This is a genomic window from Pseudomonas fluorescens (assembly GCF_902497855.1).
Lineage (GTDB): Bacteria > Pseudomonadota > Gammaproteobacteria > Pseudomonadales > Pseudomonadaceae > Aquipseudomonas > Aquipseudomonas fluorescens_BI.
The window spans coordinates 483668-502513 of the sequence record NZ_CABVHU010000002.1 but is presented as its reverse complement, the minus strand read 5'-3'; the positions used below and the strand labels follow the sequence as shown (position 1 = coordinate 502513).

The window sequence follows — 18846 nt, the reverse complement described above, 5'->3', positions numbered from 1 at the left end:
CGCGAGCAGGCTCGCTCCCACAGGGATCTGCTGTGAACACAGAACCGCGGGCAACCTCGACCCCTGTGGGAGCGAGCCTGCTCGCGAAGGCGATCTGACAAGCGACCAATATTCCGCGGCTAGATCCGTCCGGTGGGCGCATACGGCGCCGGATCGATAATCGGCTCACGCCCCACCATCACATCCACAAACAACTGACAGGACGCCGGCGCCAACACCAGCCCATTGCGGTAATGCCCGCAGTTGAGCCACAGGCCCTCAAAGCCGGGCACCCGGCCAATGTAAGGAATGCCCTCTGGCGAGCCCGGCCGCAACCCGGCCCAATGTCCGACCACTTCGGCCTCCGCCAATGCCGGAATCAACTCCACTGCCGACGCCTTCAGGCTTTCCAGGGCTGACTTGGTCGGTGTCTTGTCAAATCCTTCATGCTCCAGCGTACTGCCGATCAGAATGTGCCCGTCGCGCCGAGGAATCGCATAACGCCCCTTGGCCAGTACCATGCTTGGCAGAAAGTCTGCCGCGCACTTGTAAAGGATCATCTGTCCCTTGACCGGTTCGACCGGCAGCTCCAGACCCAGGCTCTTGAGCAAATCACCACTCCAGGCGCCAGCCGTCAGCACCACCTGATCGCCATGAATGGCGCCCGCCGAGGTTTGCACCCCGACGACAGCAGCGCCTTCACGGATGAACCCGCCGACTTCGCAGTGCTCATGAATGGTCACGTTGGGCAGCGCCAGCAACGCAGCCTTGAGGGATTTCACCAACCGCGGATTGCGTACGTTGGCCACATCGGCCATATGGATCGCCCGGGAAAAACCGGCACCGAGCACCGGCACCGCATCGTGGGCCGCCGAGATATCCACAGCCCGCAACGGCCGGTTTTCACGCTCGGCCCAGGCCAGCGCCTCGACTTCATCATCCAGATCCAGCCAGTACAAACCGGTGGTGTGCACTTCGGGATCTATGCCGGTCGCCGCGAACAAGCGCTCGCCCAGCTGTGGATAAAAGTCCTGGGACCAATGGGCCAACGCAGTGACCGCCGGACTGTAGCGCCATGGATAGAGCGGGGAAACGATACCGCCACCGGCCCAGGAGGACTCCTGACCGACATTCGCGCGATCCAGCAATACAATGCTCTGCACTTCGGAGGCGAGATTGAATGCCGTGAGCAATCCTATTACGCCGCCACCGACAATCACCACTTGCTGTTGCCTGGTCATGTTCTGATCCAACCGTTAAATAGACAGAGGGCGAAAAAGGCGCCCGAAAAGGAAATCAGCGACCCCAGCAATCCTTGGTGGTCAGGCCCGCTGCAGCATTCTCCATGCTTCTGACGCCGGTGTTGGTGATAGTGAAATCCCCGCACTTGTCCGTCGCCATGGCGCTGCCGGCCTTGCGCACAGCCGTCAACTTGAAGGCCTGATCGGTCAAGGCCGGAGTGATTGTGTAGAAATCATTGCCGGCGCTCAGACCAGCACCGGTGTAGACATTTGACTTCGAATAAAACCGTTCGAGAATTTGCGCCTGCTCGGATAGCAAACCCGCCACTTCAGTCCGGCGGCCTTTCTTCACGTACTCGGTGAGGCTCGGGTAGCCAATGGTGATGACGATCCCGATGATCGCAATCACGATCATGATTTCAATCAGGGTAAAACCTCGGTTGGATCTACGCATGCCTCAACTCTCACTTACTGTATTTGTCGCCACATGATGCGCCGACTGTCACCGCCGCCGCCCTTTTCAGTCAGCCTGGTCACCGACGCACTGGAATCGCCCACGATCTTGGCGGTGCCGCCGTTGACGATGGCATTCAGCACCGGCATCCCGCCGGTGAAAATCACCCCGCTGGAAATCGTGTCGCTGCTGTCGACCAGGTTATCGCCATTGGTATCGAGTACCGCGTAGTTGAACATTTTACCGCTGAATGCATCCAGTTCGATCAGTTTGCCGGTGCCGAAACTGGCACAAGGGTCCGTGGTGTCGACGCTGGCGGTGGTAAATACGATTCTTCCCAGAACCAAAGCCGCCTGGTTGATCACCCGCTCACCGTTCAACACGCTGTTGTAGACCAGTGGCAGGTACCAGCCCTTCTCGGCCGGATAAGTCACTTCGTTCTGGCTGGTGGTGATGAACTGCCCCGAGCTTCCCGAAAACACGCCCGTCACCGCCTGGGCCTGCAAACTGGAGGTGGTGATTTGCCCGGTGCCACCGTTAGCGTCCCACACCGCATAGAACGCTTGTAGATCCTTGTTGGTCTTGTCGGCCGTCTCGTTGAATTTTCCGCTGCCGAAAAATACCACTTTGCCGCCCAGGGTATTGTCCGCCAGCAACGGTTGCGCCGTGATCGGCTGAGCGGCGCCCCCCGCGGTGGTAAACAACGGCTTGCCGGAAAACGCCACGCCCCAGGTGTCCGGGGCGCCGCTCAGGTCAAACTTCCACAACCGCCCTTTCAGGTCACCGCCATAGGCAGCCTGCGCCATATTTTGCGAGTTGACCTTGAGTTTCACCGAGGACAGGCCGTTGGTGGTTTCGCTGCTGTCGATGACAATTTTCCTGATCAGCGACCCATCACGAATGTCCACCACGTACAACGCCGCCACCCCCGAATGGCTGCCATAGCCGTTGGAGATGAAAGCCGCCCAGCGCCCATCGGCCAAGCGTGCCACTTCCGGACGGGCGTAGGCATAACCCAGGTCATTGAACACGTTCGCCGTATTGGCCGTGGTCGGCGCAGTGATCTCCCATAATGCCTTGGACACGTTGCCGGCCGCAGCGTCGTACAGCTGCACGGCGTAAAACGTCTTGCCGCCTGCGCCGGTACCGCCCAGTGCAAGGGTTTTCCAGGCACTGTTGAGCTGGGCATCGAACACCCCGAGCTGACCATCGACCAGAAACTCGTGGCCGACACCGTTAAGGTAGGCGGTGTCGGCGATAGTGCGCAGCGATGGCAGCACACTGGACGGCATGTAGGCATAACGCCGGGTGCCGTTGGCCGGGTTGATGACGCTCACAAAACCGTCATTGGCGTTGACCACCAGACTGGCGGTCATGTTGGCGGCTTTGGTGGCCAGGTAGGTGCTGTAGCTGGTATCGCCCACCAGGTCGGCGGCGGTCTTGTCCGATGGCGATGCCAGTACCAGGGGCGAATTGATGATGTCGCCGAGTAATACGCTGCGCGGTTTCAACCCGGTTTTGTTGATGCCCTTGCTCCACTCCACCAGATCGCCTCCGGTAATGCCGGTAGGCAAACCCTGACCGAGGATCGTCTGCTGCGCCGGGGAAAAGTTGGTGTAGGCCAAGGTTATGGGAGCGTTGGTCAGGGTATTCCAGGACTGATAGGTCGGTGCCGTGGCGCCGGGCACGATGGCCGTGTCGGTCGTCCAGAGCACCGAGGCGGTATTGACTTCGCCGCTGGAGGTGAAGCCATAGGACTTGATCGTGCCGCGCCAGTCCTTGGGGTCATAGCTGGTCTGGTAATAGGAGGAGCCGACCCCGACGATCGAACTGCTGGTGATGCCGCTGCCTCCGGAACCGGCCTTGGACGTGATGTCGCTCAAGGCCGATGACAGTGCCGTATTGAGGCCGGCACTGTCGGTCGCCTGATAGTACTTGCCCTGCCCGTAATTGGCGGCGTCCGACAACATCTGGTTCGCTGCGGTGAAACCTACGGTGTAGGTGTTCATGTTCTGCTTGGGGAAGTCCACCGCGTTCCAGCTTTTGCCCGCGGCATCGGTGCCGGTGGTGCGCATGTCGATGTCAAAGGCGAATTTGGCGATGTCGTCCAGGTACAGGGTATCGCCCTCTGCGTCACCGAACAGGTTGTCGCCATCGTTGGTGGCGATGCCATCCCAGTTCGGCAAACGGCTGCCGCCGAGCGGATCATTGGTGGGAAAGGTCCGGTCGAACGTGGGCAAGCCATCGGTGATCACCACGCCGTAGTTCTTTTGGCAGCGATACTGGATCGGGCTGGTGTAGGTGGTCGGTGTCGAGTTGTGGTACGGCGCCATGCCGCGCATGTACCGGGTTATCTCGTAATAGGATTCCGCCAATGGGGTATTGGCAATTGCACTCAAGCCACTGATCGAGGCGATCAGGGCGCTGTAGTTGGTGTTGGCCTGGGTCTGGGTGACGCTGCCGCTGACGGGAGCCAGGTCACTGACCGGGCGGGCAATGAAACCGCCGGGGCCGGAGTTGCTGCTGTTGGGCGGGTTAAACGTCGCCAGGCCGATTCGCAGCGCGCGATTGCTGCTGACCAGGTTTGTCGACACATCCTGTGCCACGCTCATCCGGTAATCGTTGGGGATCGCACCGGTGCCAGTGGTGAAATCCCGGTTCGAACCATTGGCCAGGCCCACCAGATAAGACAAGTAGTTGGCGGTGTAGCGAGTATTTTCGTTGCCCACCGGGTCGGGCAGCTTCAGGCATACGGATGACAGCCCAAGAAAGCCGCGATAGAAACCGTACCAGTTACCGCTGGTTGAGCACCCGCCCCGATTGAGGCTGGACAGGAGGATATTGGTGTCGCTCATGTCCAGATTCTGACCGCTGAAGCATGAGGTGTTGGAACTGCAATTGGCGACCTGCGCGCGGTTGACCGTCGGATCGAACCCTGGCGCCCAGATGATGTTGTTCATGCTTCCCGAGTCATCGATCAGCAGCATCACGTTGGGCGGAACGGCGGCGGCACTCAGCAGCGGTGAGTCCGAGGGGGTGAACGCATAAACCGGGGCTGACAGATACAACCCCAGCACGAGGCCGTAAAACATTCTCCACACGCAGGTGCCCCATTCACTGCTTCGCATAAATACTTTCCACCACGGTGCGAACGTTGTTACCTGCAATGGCCACGGCGGTCACCCGGTACAGCGTTGTCGAGCCGCTAGGCATGTTCACGGCGTCCCATGTGGTGCCGATATTTTGCACGCCGTAGAAACCACCACCGGCGGCGATCCAGGTCACCCCCGAAGTAGAGTTGAATCCGGCGCCGGTGATCGTCTTGGATTCGCCCGGTGGCGCGCATTGGTTACCACTGCAGACCGGCAGCACATAAGTGTCCAGCTGCACGGCACTTTCACCAATACGCAGTGCGGCTTCGGCGGTCTGGAACGATTGATTGCGCAAGGCCACGCTGCCGGCCATTTTTTCTTGCAGGGTGGCATTCTGCATTGATGAAATGCCGATCAATGTCAGCAGCAAGAGAAACACCAGGCTGACCAGCAACGCCATGCCGCGCTGATGATGAGAAGTCATCGAAACCTTCATCAGCCCTTCTCTCATGGTAACCGGTTGCGCAAAGCAGCAACCACTTTGAAGGTTTGATTGCGTACCCGGTTATTCGGGTCAGAGAGGGTCAACGTCAGATGCACGCTCCGAATCAAGCTCGTATCAGACGGGTTGCTGATGTAACTCAAGGCTCCGGTCGAACCCTCGACGCCGAAGCTCACATTGAAGGCACTGACGTTGTCAATCAGCACCGCCTGAGTCGGTGTACCGTTGCCGACTCCCATTGTCAGCTGGTTATTCTTAAGGCTGTAGATCAGCCGTCGGATTGGAAATGCAATTTGCCCATCACCAGGTTCCCGTACTCCCGGGTAAGCGATTGCAGGGTCGTCGGTGCCCGGGCTGGTGACGGTGCCGCCTAGTCCACATCTGGATATCACCGTCCAGGTCGGCGTCCCACTGCGGCCGACATCCGCTGTCAACAGGGTCAATTTCTGGCTCGCATTGTCCCAATTGATAGGCTCCTTCTTTCTGAGACTGAAATCACCCGTCGAGACTGAGTCTTTGATAGTCCCCTGACAACCAAACATCCCTACCATGCGGATTTCCTGAATCATCTTGCTCAGCACGAATCGTGCGTCTTCCTGCATGTTGGCTGCGGCGTTCTGGCTGACATAAGTGTTCTTGGCGGCGATAAAAACCTGTGCAACGCCCAGCACCACGATCAGGCTCAACGCCATGGCGATCAACAATTCGATCAGGCCGAAGCCTTTGTTAGCTTTATTCATGGTTTGGACACAGGGTCGACTGTGGCGCGACTGGTCAGCACATAGCTGCGTCGCGAATTGGCGGTATTGGCCGCCCGCGAGTCGTCCCAAGTGATGGTGATGGTGTACACGCGCTGCTTGAGCGTGACGCTGCCTGTCGCGCTGGCGCCGAGGGAATTGACAATGTTGGAGGTAAACTCATAGAGGTCCTGATCCCGGGCGACCTGCGGGTTACTCGAGGTCGGCGGTGTGACGGTGTAATCCTCAGTGGAGTTGGCGCGAATGCGGTCCATCAGGTCGTAGGCGATAAAGCTGGCCTGGGTGGTCATCCGCGAGCTGTCCGTGTACTTCAGCGCATTGAGCTGAATCGCCGCAGCCCCCAACAGACCGACGCTCAGTATCACCAACGCCACCAAAACCTCGATCAGCGTCATGCCCTCCTGTGCACGCTTGCTCCATCCCCTCATCCGCAACTTCCACCCAATAGAATTCGTCCATTCAAACACACATTCAGCGTCCTGCTTTGCGCCCCCAATACGTAGCTGATCACGACCGGCGCAGAGGGTGCCGCCAACCCGCCCAGATTGTTGAAATCGATCGCGGTCACGCCTGAGGTTAGCGTCAGACCCGCACCGCTGCTCATTGCCGGAACAACCCGCAATACAATGGGCGGTTTGACACTAGCGTCGTAAACAGCCAGCTCACCGGTCCAGACTTTGCCTGTTTCTGTCGGACGGAGCTGGGTGGTAATGCCCCGGTCGATGGCTTCCAGTCGGGCGAAGTTCAGAGCGCGTTGCAGATCGCCCATTTCGGTGTCGGCCTTGGTACTTTGCACTGAACGGGTAAATGCCGGAACAGCTATCGTGATCAGGATCAGAAAAACCGCGAGTGCGACCAGCAACTCGATCAGCGTGAAACCTTTTGTACGATGATCCATCGTTGCCCTCCGTAGCCGTCGGCTATACCTGCTTCTACACGCTAGAACATTCGACCGGCAGATGTACGGTTGATTTGCCATTACCTGCGCATGGATCGTGCGGGGTACCACTCCAGGGAGGGAGTTGTCATGCGTCAGCAAGGTTTCAGCCTGATCGAACTGCTCATGGGACTGACAATTACCGGGATTGTTCTGTCATTGGTCAGTCCGGCTTTGGCGGCACTCACCGAGGCGAACCATCGCGAGGAAGCGGCGAACTCGCTGGTCGCTGGCCTGCGCAGCGCCAGGAGCGAAGCGATCACACGTAGCCAGACCGTCATGATTCACGCCATCGACGGCGACTGGAGCCAAGGCTGGCGGATCATTGTGGATGTTAATGGTAAGGGATACGAGGACAGCAGCAATCCGTTGCTGGTCGAACGCCGGAGTGGCACCCGGGTGCCGATTTTCGGCAATCAATATGTCAGGACGTCCATACGCTTCAGCAATCTGGGCGAACCGCTGCACAATGGCTTTCAAGCGGGGACATTGCATGTTTGCGCGGACCGCGAGCCGATCAGCCAACACCAGGTGGTGCTGGCCTCGAACGGTCGTGTCAGCCTGCGCAGTCAAAAAACCGTACAGGCATTGTGCGCGGGAGGAAAAGACTCAGAGCAAAGAGCGCACGCGTAATTCCTTAGGCATGGAGAACGTGATGTTCTCCTCGCGACCCGCCAGTTCATCGGCCCCGGTAGCGCCCCACGCCTGCAACTGCTGGATCACGCCACGCACCAGGACTTCCGGTGCGGAGGCGCCAGCGGTGATGCCGATGCGCCCGACACCGTCGAACCAGCTCTTCTGCAGATCTTCGGCGCCGTCGATCAGGTAAGCCGGCGTCCCCATGCGTTCGGCAAGCTCACGCAGGCGATTGGAGTTGGAGCTGTTCGGGCTACCGACCACCAATACCACGTCGCATTCGTCGGCCAGTTGCTTGACCGCATCCTGACGGTTTTGCGTGGCGTAGCAGATGTCGTCCTTGCGCGGACCGCCGATCGCCGGGAAGCGCGCACGCAGGGCATCGATGACGCGACTGGTGTCATCCATGGACAGCGTGGTCTGGGTCACGAACGCCAGTTTTTCGGGATTGCTCACTTGCAACTCAGCGACGTCTTTTTCGTCTTCCACCAGGTAGATCGCTCCACCATTGCTGCCGTCGTACTGGCCCATGGTGCCTTCGACTTCCGGGTGACCGGCGTGGCCGATGAGGATGCATTCACGGCCGTCGCGGCTGTAGCGCGCCACCTCGATGTGCACCTTGGTCACCAGCGGGCAGGTCGCGTCGAAAACCTTGAGGCCACGGCCGGCCGCTTCGGTACGTACAGCCTGGGAAACACCGTGGGCGCTGAAGATCACGATGACGTCGTCCGGCACCTGATCCAGTTCTTCAACGAAAATCGCGCCGCGAGCACGCAGGTCTTCGACGACGAACTTGTTGTGCACCACTTCGTGACGCACATAGATCGGCGGCCCGAAGACTTCCAGGGCGCGGTTGACGATTTCGATCGCCCGGTCCACGCCGGCGCAGAAGCCACGGGGGTTGGCGAGTTTGATTTGCATGCTGTGCCTCGTGTCTTGCCCTGTGCAGGAGCGAGCTTGCTCCGGGCGGCGTTCCGACGATGGACTTCAGGACACCGCGTTAATTCAGAACGAACGCGCTATCGTTAACGATCATCGCGAGCAAGCTCGCTCCTACAGGACACCGCGTAGATTCAGAAAGAACGTATGTTACCGCGAGCCGGTTTCGTCAGTTACAGCGATTTGACGCTGATGATCTCGACGTCAAAGGTCAATGCCTTGCCAGCCAGCGGATGGTTGAAGTCGATGGTCACTTGCTCGTCATCGAATTCCTTTACCACGCCCGGCAACTCAGTATTGGCCGCATCGTTGAAGATCACCAGCAAACCCGGTGACAGTTCCATGTCCTTGAACTGCGAGCGCGGGATGATCTGCACGTTCTGCGGGTTGGGCTGGCCAAACGCGTTTTCCGGTTGAATCGTCAGCGTACGCTTGTCGCCGGCCTTGAAGCCGAACAGCGCAGCTTCGAAACCTGGCAACAGGTTACCGTCGCCGACCTTGAAGGTCGCCGGGGCTTTGTCGAAGGTGCTGTCGACGGTGTCGCCGTTCTCCAGGCGCAGTGCAAAGTGCAAGGTGACTTCCGTGTTCTGGCGGATGCGTTGCTCAGCCAATACCTGTTCAGTCATGAACGGTTTCTCCGGTTTTCTTGGTTTTGAACATATCCAGCGCCAGCATGACAGCACCTACAGTAATCGCGCTATCGGCGAAGTTGAACGCCGGGAAGTGCCACTGGTTCTGCCAATGCACCAGGATAAAATCGATCACATGGCCATAAGCAATGCGGTCATACAGGTTGCCCAGCGCGCCACCCAGCACCAGCGCCAACGCGACGGCCAGCCAGGTTTCGTTGCGGCCAAGGCGCTTGAGCCAGACCACCAGAACCGCACTGACCACAATCGCGATCAGTGCGAACAGCCAGCGCTGCCAGCCGGAACTGTCGGCGAGGAAACTGAATGCCGCGCCCGTGTTGTAGGCCAGGGTCCAGCTGAACAGATCGGGGATCACCACGATCTGCTGGAACATTTCGAGCTTGCCTTCGAAGTAGAACTTGCTGGCCTGGTCAATGACCAGGACCAGCAAACTCAACCAGAGCCAGCTCAGCCGTCCGAAACGGCCAGCAGCATTAGGCATAGTGACGAACCTCGCCGGCGCCGCTGATGTTGTCGACGCAACGACCGCAGATTTCCGGATGCTCCGGGTTCACGCCGACGTCTTCACGGCAGTGCCAGCAACGGGCGCACTTGGCGTGGCTCGACTTGACCACTTGCAGCTTCAAACCGCCGACTTCGGTGACTACCGCGTCCGCTGGCGCCTGAACAAAAGGCGCGACGGTAGCGGTCGAGGTGATCAGCACGAAGCGTAGTTCGTTGCTCAGCTTGGCCAGGTCGGCGCTCAGCGCCTCTTCGGCGAACAGCGTCACTTCGGCTTGCAGGTTGCCGCCGACGGCCTTGGCCGCGCGCTGGATTTCCATTTCTTTGTTGACGGCCACTTTGACGGCCATGATCCGCTCCCAGTAGGCGCGGTCCAGTTCGACGCCTTCCGGCAGCTCGGTCAGGCCTTCGTACCAGGTGTTGAGCATCACGGACTCGTTGCGATCGCCCGGCAGGTACTGCCACAGTTCGTCGGCAGTGAATGCGAGGATCGGCGCGATCCAGCGCACCAGCGCTTCGGAGATGTGGTACAGCGCGGTTTGCGCCGAACGGCGGGCCTTACTGTTGGCGCCAGTGGTGTACTGGCGATCCTTGATGATGTCCAGGTAGAAACCGCCAAGCTCCTGCACGCAGAAGTTGTGGATCTTGGAGTAGACGTTCCAGAAGCGGTATTCGCCGTAGTGCTCTTGCAACTCGCGTTGCAGCAGCAGGGTGCGGTCCACGGCCCAACGGTCCAGTGCCAGCATTTCTTCGGCCGGCAGGATGTCGGTGGCCGGGTTGAAGCCGGTCAGGTTCGAGAGCAGGAAGCGCGCGGTGTTACGGATACGCCGGTAGGCGTCCGCACTGCGCTGCAGGATCTGCTCGGAAACCGCCATTTCACCCGAGTAATCGGTAGAAGCCACCCACAGACGCATGATGTCGGCGCCCAAGGTGTCGTTGACCTTTTGCGGCGCGATCACGTTACCCAAGGACTTGGACATCTTGCGGCCGGACTCATCGACGGTGAAGCCGTGGGTCAGCAGTTCGCGGTATGGCGCGTGGTTGTCGATGGCGCAACCGGTCAGCAACGACGAGTGGAACCAGCCACGGTGTTGGTCAGAGCCTTCCAGGTACAGGTCGGCACGCGGACCGGTCTCGTGGCCCATCGGGTGCGAACCGCGCAGGACATGCCAGTGCGTGGTGCCCGAATCGAACCAGACATCCAGGGTGTCGCTGATCTTGTCGTACTGCGGCGCTTCGTCACCGAGCAGCTCGGCGGCGTCCATCTTGAACCAGGCTTCGATGCCTTCGACTTCGACGCGCTTGGCGACTTCTTCCATCAGCTCGGCGGTGCGTGGGTGCAGTTCGCCGCTTTCCTTGTTCAGGAAGAACGGGATCGGCACGCCCCAGTTGCGCTGACGGGAGATGCACCAGTCCGGACGGTTGGCAATCATCGAGTGCAGGCGCGCCTGACCCCAGGCCGGAACGAACTTTGTCTCTTCGATGGCCTTGATCGCCCGCTTGCGCAGGGTGTCGCCGCTGACAGGCTCTTTGTCCATGCCGATGAACCACTGCGCGGTGGCGCGGTAGATCAGCGGAGTCTTGTGACGCCAGCAGTGCATGTAGCTGTGTTCGATGATGGTGGTGTGCAGCAGCGCACCCACTTCGGTCAGCTTGTCGACGATGGCCGGGTTGGCCTTCCAGATGAACTGGCCGCCGAAGAACTCCAGCGAGGTCGCGTAAACGCCATTGCTTTGGACCGGATTGAGGATGTCGTCGTTGACCATGCCGTACTTCTTGCAGGTCACGAAGTCGTCTACGCCGTAAGCCGGGGCGGAGTGAACCACGCCGGTGCCGGCGCCCAGTTCAACGTACTCGGCCAGGTAAACCGGCGACAGGCGATCGTAGAACGGGTGACGGAAATTGATCAGTTCCAGCGCTTTACCGGTAGTGGTCGCGATGACCGAGCCTTCCAGGCTGTAACGCGCCAGGCACGACTCGACCAGCTCTTCAGCCAGTACCAGCAGCTTGTCGCCGACGTCGACCAGGGCGTAGTTGAATTCCGGGTGAACGTTCAGTGCCTGGTTGGCCGGGATGGTCCACGGGGTGGTGGTCCAGATCACGATCGAAGCCGGCTTGCCCAGCGACGGCAGACCGAAAGCGGCAGCCAGCTTGGCTTCGTCGGCAATCGGGAACGCCACGTCGATGGTCGAGGACTTCTTGTTCTCGTACTCGACTTCCGCTTCAGCCAGGGCCGAACCGCAGTCGAAGCACCAGTTCACAGGCTTCAGACCCTTGAACACGAAACCGCCCTTGACGATTTCCGCCAGGGCACGGATTTCACCGGCCTCGTTTTTGAAGTCCATGGTCTTGTACGGGTTGGCGAAATCGCCCAACACGCCCAGACGGATGAATTCGGACTTCTGGCCTTCGATCTGCTCGGTGGCGTAGGCACGGCACAGTTCGCGGGTTTTGTCCGCGCCCAGGTTTTTACCGTGGGTCACTTCGACTTTGTGCTCGATCGGCAGACCGTGGCAGTCCCAGCCCGGAACATAAGGCGCATCGAAACCCGACAGGGTTTTCGAGCGAATGATCATGTCCTTGAGAATCTTGTTCAGCGCATGACCGATGTGAATCGTGCCGTTGGCGTACGGAGGACCGTCGTGCAGGACGAACTTCGGACGATCCTTGCCAATCTCGCGCAACTTACCGTACAGGCCAATGCTGTCCCAGCGCTGCAGAATCTGCGGTTCGCGCTGAGGCAGGCCGGCCTTCATAGGGAAGGCGGTGTCCGGAAGGTTTAGCGTGGCTTTATAGTCGGTCATTTAAGGCTCTTCATTAGCGATTGGCGCTAGGTGCGACAGGGCACGGGCGGCGGCAACATCCGCATTGATCGCCGTCTTAAGCGCCTCCAGAGAGGCGAAACGCTGCTCTTCACGCAGCTTGTGGTGGAAAACCACCGTCAAACGCCGGTCATACAGATCGCCGGCAAAATCTAAAAGATGCACTTCAAGGTGGGCTTTGCCATCACCCTGGACCGTGGGTCGCACGCCGATATTGGCGACGCCTGGCCAGGTCTTGCCGTCGATGTCGACATTGACCAGGTAAACCCCGGTCAACGGCACGCGACGACGCTTGAGTTGTATGTTGGCCGTGGGCGTACCCAACTGGCGGGCCAGCTTCTGGCCGTGCAAGACGCGTCCGGCAATCCGGAACGGGCGACCGAGCAGCTGCTCGGCCAAGGCAAAATCGGCAGCGGCCAAGGCATTGCGGACCTGGGTGCTGCTGACTCGAATGCCGTCCAGTTCGACCGTTTGCGCGGCTTCGACAGAAAAGCCTTGCAGGACGCCGGCCTGCTGCAGGAAAACGAAATCCCCTACCCGGTCACAGCCGAACCGGAAGTCGTCACCGACCTCCAGATGCTGGACGCCGAGGCCGTCCACCAGAATGGTATCGACGAATTCGCTGGCGCTGAGCTTGCTCAAGCGCTGGTTGAACGCCAGGCATAACACCCGGTCGACACCTTCCAGGGCCAGCAGCTGCAATTTGTCTCGCAGGCGGGCCAGGCGGGCGGGTGCCGTGTCCGGGGCGAAGAATTCTCGCGGCTGCGGCTCGAAAATCACCACGCAGCTGGGCACGCCCAACTCGAGCGCACGTTCACGCAGCCTTGCCAGGATTGCCTGGTGACCACGGTGAACACCGTCAAAGTTGCCAATAGTGGCGACACAGCCCCGATGCTGGGGGCGCAGGTTGTGGAGGCCTCGAACCAGCTGCATAACGCGCTTCTTGCTCATAAAGTGGTCGATTATAACCACACACGGCGGCCGACGACAGGCAACACCGTAACCCAAAGTGATCGAACCGACAAAACTGCCGGCCCGCCCATGTTTATCGAGGCCGAAACCTCAGCTCAGCGCCTTGCGATTGAAGTCGCGCAAACGGAAGCCCATCAACAGCAACATGCCGAAATACGCCACTACGCCGGCCGTTACCAGCGCGCCCAGACGCAGGAATCGTTCGAGCATGTGCCCCTGATCCCAGGCTGGCATGAAATGCATCGCGCCCAGCAAGACCGCGGACATCACCAGCACCGCGACCACCAGTTTAACTCCGAATTTCGCCCAGCCAGGCTGCGGCTGGTACATCTGCTGCTTGCGCAGTTGATAGAACAACAGGCCGGCGTTGAGGCAGGCACCGGCGCTGATAGCCAGGGCCAGGCCGGCGTGCGCCAGCGGGCCGATCAACGCCAGGTTGAACAGCTGGGTGCAGACCAGGGTGAAAATCGCGATTTTTACCGGGGTTCGGATGTTTTGTTGCGCATAAAAGCCCGGAGCCAACACTTTGATGACGATAATCCCCAGCAGACCGATCGAATAGGCGACCAGAGCGCGCTGAGTCATGGCCGCATCGAATGCACTGAACTGCCCGTACTGGAACAGTGAGACCGTCAGCGGCTCCGCCAGGATCCCCAGCGCCAGCGAGCACGGCAACACCAGTATGAAGCACAGGCGCAGACCCCAGTCGAGGATTCGCGAATATTCGTGACGATCCTTGCTGGCATAGGACTTGGCAAGGGTCGGCAGCAAAATCGTGCCCAAAGCCACGCCCAGCACACCGGACGGCAATTCCATCAAGCGGTCGGCGTAATACATCCAGGACACGGAACCGGCGACCAGAAAGGAGGCGAAGATGGTGTTGATGATCAGTGAAATCTGGCTCACCGAAACACCGAGAATCGCTGGCGCCATCTGCTTCAACACCCGCCAGACCCCGCTGTCGCGCAAATTCAGGCGCGGCAGTACCAGCATGCCGATCTTTTTCAGGTGCGGCAGTTGGTAGAGCAATTGCGCCAGGCCACCCACCAGTACCGCCCAGCCCAGGGCCATGACCGGCGGATCGAAGTACGGCGTCAGGAACACCGCAAAGATGATCATGCTGACGTTGAGCAGCGTCGGCACAAAGGCCGGCACCGAGAAGCGGTTATACGTATTGAGGATCGCGCCGGCCAATGAAGACAGGGAGATCAGCAATATATACGGGAAAGTGACCCGCAACAGGCTCACGGTCAGCTCGAACTTTTCCGGGGTATCGGTGAAACCCGGCGCAGTCGCCCAGATGACCCACGGCGCGGCAACCATGCCCAGCACGGTGACCAGCGCCAGCACCAGCGTCAGCAGGCCGCAGACATAAGCGATAAAGGTCCGCGTCGCCTCCTCGCCCTTCTGGCTTTTGTATTCCGCCAGAATCGGCACGAAGGCTTGGGAAAACGCCCCCTCGGCGAAGATCCTGCGCAGCAGATTGGGCAATTTGAAGGCGATAAAGAAGGCGTCGGTCGCCATCCCCGCGCCAAATGCCCGTGCGATTAAAGTGTCCCTGACGAACCCCAGAACCCGGGAAATCATCGTGATAGAGCTGACGGCGGCCAACGATTTGAGCAGATTCATTGAAAGAGTTTGTGCCTGTCGATAAACAGCAGGCGAACAAAGCGCCCACTTATGCGATACTCCGCGCCGCAGCAGCACAGAGCCAAAGCTCGCGAGTTTACAGGTCAAGCGCCGGAAATAAATATCCCGCCTCTTTATACCTACCACTTAGCGGAACGTCTCAACCGCCCTTGACAAGACATCAACTCATCGGCATGATTCGCGGCCTATTTTGTTTGCTATTTCCTAAAAAGTCTTTCGAGGAGCTCGACGGTGGCCAACACACCTTCCGCCAAAAAACGTGCAAAACAGGCTGAGAAGCGTCGCAGCCACAACGCCAGCCTGCGTTCCATGGTTCGTACCTACATCAAGAATGTAGTTAAGGCCATTGACGCAAAAGACGCTGAAAAAGCTCAAGCTGCTTACGTTCTGGCCGTGCCAGTTATCGACCGTATGGCCGATAAAGGCATCATCCACAAGAACAAGGCCGCTCGTCATAAGAGCCGCCTGAACGGTCACGTCAAGGCTCTGAACCTTGCTGTTGCCGCATAAGCGATAAGCTTGTTAAAAAACCGACCTCAGGGTCGGTTTTTTATTGCCTGCGATTTACCAGGCACACCGCAAAAAAATGTGGGAGCGGCGGTGCGACGATTCGACTTGCTCGCGAAGAGGGAGCATCAGATGACATTAATGTCGCCTGACACACCGCCTTCGCGAGCAAGTCGAATCGTCGCACCGCCGCTCCCACATTTCGATTTGCGTCAGCTTATTGAACGTGCGCCCATGGCAGGATAGGAATGGCTGTCACCGCATTCTGCGGACTGCCTTCAATCAAACGATCGCTGTAGACCAGATAAACCAGGGTATTGCGCTTCTTGTCGAGGAACCGCACCACCTGCATGGTCTTGAATACCAGCGAAGTGCGCTCCTTGAACACTTCGTCGCCATCCTTCAGCTCCCCCTTGAAGCTGATTGGCCCGACCTGACGGCAAGCAATCGACGCCTCCGCACGATCTTCAGCCAGCCCCAGACCGCCCTTCACCCCACCCGTCTTGGCGCGCGACAGGTAGCAGGTCACGCCCTCGACCTTGGGATCATCAAAGGCTTCGACCACGATACGGTCGTTCGGGCCGACAAACTTGAACACTGTCGACACCTGACCGATCTCCTCGGCCGAGGCCAGCAGCGGCATCGCCAACAGCAGACCCAACCATCCTTTTGCCACGCGCATTCAGGTATTCCTTAGACCAGGATCAGGTTATCGCGGTGAACCAACTCCGGCTCCGCCATGTAACCCAACAGACTGACAATCGCCTCAGACGACTGACCAATGATTTTTTGTGCCTCCAGCGCGCTGTAGTTGGCCAAGCCACGGGCAATTTCACGACCGTCCGGCGCGACGCAGACCACCATTTCGCCACGCCGAAAACTACCCTGGACGAGCTTGACACCCACCGGCAACAAACTCTTGTTGCCCTTGGACAACGCCGTCACCGCGCCCGCATCCAGCACCAGCGTGCCGCGGGTCTGCAGATGCCCGGCCAGCCATTGCTTGCGCGCCGCCAGCATGCCGCGCTCAGGCGACAGCAAGGTGCCGATCCGCTCGCCCGCCTTGAGGCGATCCAGCACCCGCTCAAGGCGCCCGCCCACAATGATCGTGTGCGCACCGGAGCGCGCCGCCAGTCGCGCAGCGCGCAATTTGGTCTGCATGCCGCCGCGCCCCAGCGCGCCACCGGTACCACCGGCCACCGCATCCAGCGCCGGATCATCGGCACGGGCTTCGTAAATTAGGTTGGCGCCAGGGTTGTTACGCGGGTCGGCGTCGAACATGCCATCGCGATCGGTGAGGATCACCAGCAAGTCAGCTTCGACCAGGTTGGCCACCAGCGCCGCGAGGGTATCGTTGTCGCCGAAACGAATTTCATCAGTGACCACCGTGTCGTTCTCGTTGATGACCGGGATAACCTTGAGCTCGACCAGCGCACGCAAGGTACTGCGGGCGTTCAGGTAGCGTTTGCGGTCAGACAGGTCATCGTGCGTCAGGAGAATCTGCGCGGTATGCCGGCCATGCTCGGCAAAGCTCGACTCCCAGGCCTGCACCAGGCCCATCTGGCCGATGGCGGCAGCCGCCTGCAACTCGTGCATCGCACTGGGTCGCACGGTCCAGCCCAGACGGCTCATGCCTGCGGCTACCGCCCCGGAGGACACCAGCACCAACTCGACGCCCGCCTCATGCAACGCCACCATCTGCTCGACCCAGACCCCCATTGCCGCGCGATCCAGGCCCTTGCCGTCCGCCGTCAGCAACGCGCTGCCGATTTTCACGACCCAACGCTGCGCACCTGCCACCTTGCTCCGCATCATCTTCAACCTTAGCTTGAGGACAGCGCGACCTGGCACTGCCCGTGACGTTAATCGTGGTTATTTGTGACCAACGATCGATTTCCAGATACTAAAACGCCGCTCATGTGAGCGGCGCTTAAGTTTATCGCAACGAATCAATCACGCACGTAAATGATTTCCGGACCGTCTTCGTCATCCACATCTTCTTCGTCCCAATCATCGTCGCCGATGTCATGGACCGACTTCACGCCGCTGCGGCGCAGGGCACGCTGGTCATCCAAGGCCTGCAACTGGGCACGGGCTTCGTCTTCGATGCGCTGATCGAGATCGGCCAGCTCTTCCTTGTAGGCCGGGTCGTTGGCCAGGCGATCGGCACGATCTTCCATGTAGCGCATGATGTCGTGGCACAGACGCTCGGTGCCCAGCTTGGAGATGGCCGAGATCACGTACACCGGCCCCGTCCACTCCAGGCGATCGACGATTTCCTTGACGCGAGCGTCGTGCTCTTCCTCAAGGATCTGGTCACACTTGTTCAGCACCAACCAACGGTCACGCTCGGCCAGGGACGGGCTGAACTTGGTCAGCTCGCTGACGATCACTTCAGCCGCATCCGGGGCACTGTTGTCATCCAGTGGCGCCATGTCGACGAGGTGCAGCAGCAAACGGGTACGGGACAAGTGCTTGAGGAAGCGAATCCCCAGGCCCGCACCATCGGAAGCGCCTTCGATCAGGCCCGGAATGTCCGCAACCACGAAGCTCTTCCAGCGATCGACGCTGACCACGCCCAGGTTTGGCACCAGCGTGGTGAACGGGTAGTCGGCAACTTTCGGCTTGGCGGCCGACACCGAACGGATGAAGGTACTTTTGCCGGCATTTGGCAAGCCCAGCAGGCCGACGTCAGCCAACACCTTCATTTCCAGCTTGAGGTCACGCGCCTCACCCGGCTTACCCGGAGTGGTCTGACGCGGAGCGCGGTTGGTACTGGACTTGAAACGAGTGTTGCCCAGACCGTGCCAGCCACCATGAGCCACCAGCAGTTTCTGGCCAGCCTTGGTCAGGTCGCCGATCACTTCCTGGGTACCAGCGTCGATAACAGTGGTGCCGACCGGTACACGCAGCACCAGCTCTTCACCTTTCTTGCCAGTGCAGTCGGTGCTGCCGCCGTTGGAACCACGCTCGGCATCGAAGTGCCGGGTGTAACGGTAGTCCACCAGGGTATTGAGGTTTTCGTCGGCGATCATGTAGACCGAGCCGCCATCACCACCGTCGCCGCCGTTCGGGCCACCGTTTTCAATGAATTTCTCGCGACGGAAGCTCATGCAACCGTTGCCGCCGTCACCGGCCTTTACTCGAATCGATACTTCATCAACAAACTTCATAACAAAACGCCTCTCGCCATACGGACGAGCCGA

The 18846-nt window shown here is 59.6% G+C and carries 18 protein-coding genes; 2 read left to right on the top strand and 16 right to left on the bottom strand.

The annotated features are described in order from the left end of the window. Nucleotides 1-119 precede the first annotated feature (119 nt). The 7 genes from thiO to F8N96_RS07155 are packed head-to-tail and all read right to left on the bottom strand — an operon-like array spanning nt 120 to nt 6924. Nucleotides 120-1220 carry a glycine oxidase ThiO gene (gene thiO, locus F8N96_RS07185; protein ID WP_150797219.1) on the bottom strand — a complete coding sequence of 367 codons (1101 nt, stop codon included), beginning with the start codon at nt 1218-1220 and terminating at the stop codon, nt 120-122. 55 nt (nt 1221-1275) lie between these two features. Next, complete coding sequence (locus F8N96_RS07180) at nt 1276-1674, bottom strand: type IV pilin protein (protein WP_150797218.1); 399 nt, start codon at nt 1672-1674, stop codon at nt 1276-1278. A 14-nt stretch (nt 1675-1688) separates the two neighbouring features. Beyond that, complete coding sequence (locus tag F8N96_RS07175; RefSeq protein ID WP_150797217.1) at nt 1689-4802, bottom strand: pilus assembly protein; 3114 nt, start codon at nt 4800-4802, stop codon at nt 1689-1691. Then, complete coding sequence (locus F8N96_RS07170; protein ID WP_412071802.1) at nt 4789-5250, bottom strand: PilX N-terminal domain-containing pilus assembly protein; 462 nt, start codon at nt 5248-5250, stop codon at nt 4789-4791. Before F8N96_RS07170 ends, F8N96_RS07175 begins: the two co-directional genes overlap by 14 nt. Before the next feature lie 23 nt (nt 5251-5273). Further along, nucleotides 5274-6008 carry a PilW family protein gene (locus F8N96_RS07165; RefSeq protein ID WP_150797215.1) on the bottom strand — a complete coding sequence of 245 codons (735 nt, stop codon included), beginning with the start codon at nt 6006-6008 and terminating at the stop codon, nt 5274-5276. Beyond that, the gene (gene pilV / locus F8N96_RS07160) at nt 6005-6454 is read right to left on the bottom strand and encodes a type IV pilus modification protein PilV (RefSeq protein WP_150797214.1); all 450 of its coding nucleotides are present in this window, start codon (nt 6452-6454) and stop codon (nt 6005-6007) included. The genes F8N96_RS07165 and pilV overlap by 4 nt, the downstream gene beginning before the upstream one ends. Then, nucleotides 6451-6924, bottom strand: a complete 474-nt coding sequence (locus tag F8N96_RS07155; RefSeq protein WP_150797213.1) for a GspH/FimT family pseudopilin — start codon at nt 6922-6924, stop codon at nt 6451-6453. The genes pilV and F8N96_RS07155 overlap by 4 nt, the downstream gene beginning before the upstream one ends. A 129-nt stretch (nt 6925-7053) precedes the next feature. Between F8N96_RS07155 and F8N96_RS07150 the strand changes: the two genes are divergently transcribed. Beyond that, nucleotides 7054-7596, top strand: coding sequence for a GspH/FimT family pseudopilin (locus tag F8N96_RS07150; RefSeq protein ID WP_150797212.1), 543 nt, complete (start codon nt 7054-7056; stop codon nt 7594-7596). Here the strand turns inward: F8N96_RS07150 and ispH are convergent. The 6 genes from ispH to murJ all read right to left on the bottom strand — a co-directional run bounded on the left by ispH (nt 7573) and on the right by murJ (nt 15112). Next, complete coding sequence (gene ispH / locus F8N96_RS07145) at nt 7573-8520, bottom strand: 4-hydroxy-3-methylbut-2-enyl diphosphate reductase (RefSeq protein ID WP_150797211.1); 948 nt, start codon at nt 8518-8520, stop codon at nt 7573-7575. The genes F8N96_RS07150 and ispH overlap by 24 nt on opposite strands. 191 nt (nt 8521-8711) lie before the next feature. Continuing rightward, complete coding sequence (gene fkpB / locus F8N96_RS07140; protein WP_191630718.1) at nt 8712-9149, bottom strand: FKBP-type peptidyl-prolyl cis-trans isomerase; 438 nt, start codon at nt 9147-9149, stop codon at nt 8712-8714. Between the two features lie 7 nt (nt 9150-9156). Then, a complete protein-coding gene (lspA, locus tag F8N96_RS07135; protein WP_150797209.1) occupies nt 9157-9669 on the bottom strand; it encodes a signal peptidase II in 513 nt (170 codons plus the stop codon). Beyond that, nucleotides 9662-12493: an isoleucine--tRNA ligase gene (gene ileS / locus F8N96_RS07130; protein WP_150797208.1), complete on the bottom strand. Its 2832-nt coding sequence runs from the start codon at nt 12491-12493 to the stop codon at nt 9662-9664. The genes lspA and ileS overlap by 8 nt, the downstream gene beginning before the upstream one ends. Then, on the bottom strand, nt 12494-13444 hold the full coding sequence (gene ribF / locus F8N96_RS07125; protein WP_191630714.1) for a bifunctional riboflavin kinase/FAD synthetase: 951 nt from the start codon (nt 13442-13444) through the stop codon (nt 12494-12496). 129 nt (nt 13445-13573) lie between these two features. Beyond that, nucleotides 13574-15112 carry a murein biosynthesis integral membrane protein MurJ gene (murJ, locus tag F8N96_RS07120; RefSeq protein ID WP_150797206.1) on the bottom strand — a complete coding sequence of 513 codons (1539 nt, stop codon included), beginning with the start codon at nt 15110-15112 and terminating at the stop codon, nt 13574-13576. A gap of 252 nt (nt 15113-15364) precedes the next feature. Between murJ and rpsT the strand changes: the two genes are divergently transcribed. After that, nucleotides 15365-15643 carry a 30S ribosomal protein S20 gene (gene rpsT, locus F8N96_RS07110; RefSeq protein WP_008154937.1) on the top strand — a complete coding sequence of 93 codons (279 nt, stop codon included), beginning with the start codon at nt 15365-15367 and terminating at the stop codon, nt 15641-15643. 214 nt (nt 15644-15857) lie between these two features. Here the strand turns inward: rpsT and F8N96_RS07105 are convergent, their stop codons facing one another. From F8N96_RS07105 to cgtA, 3 genes are all read right to left on the bottom strand, one after another. Further along, a complete protein-coding gene (locus tag F8N96_RS07105) occupies nt 15858-16322 on the bottom strand; it encodes a CreA family protein (RefSeq protein ID WP_138964186.1) in 465 nt (154 codons plus the stop codon). 11 nt (nt 16323-16333) lie between these two features. Beyond that, a complete protein-coding gene (proB, locus tag F8N96_RS07100) occupies nt 16334-17452 on the bottom strand; it encodes a glutamate 5-kinase (protein WP_150797281.1) in 1119 nt (372 codons plus the stop codon). A gap of 137 nt (nt 17453-17589) precedes the next feature. Further along, nucleotides 17590-18813: an Obg family GTPase CgtA gene (cgtA, locus tag F8N96_RS07095; RefSeq protein WP_150797205.1), complete on the bottom strand. Its 1224-nt coding sequence runs from the start codon at nt 18811-18813 to the stop codon at nt 17590-17592. Between the last annotated feature and the right edge of the window lie 33 nt (nt 18814-18846).

Coding starts and splice junctions, on each gene's coding strand:
- ileS (WP_150797208.1), bottom strand. CDS start 12,493: ATGACCGACTATAAAGCCACGCTAAACCTTCCGGACACCGCCTTCCCT.
- F8N96_RS07180 (WP_150797218.1), bottom strand. CDS start 1,674: ATGCGTAGATCCAACCGAGGTTTTACCCTGATTGAAATCATGATCGTG.
- F8N96_RS07175 (WP_150797217.1), bottom strand. CDS start 4,802: ATGCGAAGCAGTGAATGGGGCACCTGCGTGTGGAGAATGTTTTACGGC.
- F8N96_RS07170 (WP_412071802.1), bottom strand. CDS start 5,250: ATGACTTCTCATCATCAGCGCGGCATGGCGTTGCTGGTCAGCCTGGTG.
- cgtA (WP_150797205.1), bottom strand. CDS start 18,813: ATGAAGTTTGTTGATGAAGTATCGATTCGAGTAAAGGCCGGTGACGGC.
- proB (WP_150797281.1), bottom strand. CDS start 17,452: ATGCGGAGCAAGGTGGCAGGTGCGCAGCGTTGGGTCGTGAAAATCGGC.
- F8N96_RS07150 (WP_150797212.1), top strand. CDS start 7,054: ATGCGTCAGCAAGGTTTCAGCCTGATCGAACTGCTCATGGGACTGACA.
- murJ (WP_150797206.1), bottom strand. CDS start 15,112: ATGAATCTGCTCAAATCGTTGGCCGCCGTCAGCTCTATCACGATGATT.
- F8N96_RS07105 (WP_138964186.1), bottom strand. CDS start 16,322: ATGCGCGTGGCAAAAGGATGGTTGGGTCTGCTGTTGGCGATGCCGCTG.
- pilV (WP_150797214.1), bottom strand. CDS start 6,454: ATGAGGGGATGGAGCAAGCGTGCACAGGAGGGCATGACGCTGATCGAG.
- F8N96_RS07155 (WP_150797213.1), bottom strand. CDS start 6,924: ATGGATCATCGTACAAAAGGTTTCACGCTGATCGAGTTGCTGGTCGCA.
- ribF (WP_191630714.1), bottom strand. CDS start 13,444: ATGCAGCTGGTTCGAGGCCTCCACAACCTGCGCCCCCAGCATCGGGGC.
- F8N96_RS07165 (WP_150797215.1), bottom strand. CDS start 6,008: ATGAATAAAGCTAACAAAGGCTTCGGCCTGATCGAATTGTTGATCGCC.
- lspA (WP_150797209.1), bottom strand. CDS start 9,669: ATGCCTAATGCTGCTGGCCGTTTCGGACGGCTGAGCTGGCTCTGGTTG.
- ispH (WP_150797211.1), bottom strand. CDS start 8,520: ATGCAAATCAAACTCGCCAACCCCCGTGGCTTCTGCGCCGGCGTGGAC.
- thiO (WP_150797219.1), bottom strand. CDS start 1,220: ATGACCAGGCAACAGCAAGTGGTGATTGTCGGTGGCGGCGTAATAGGA.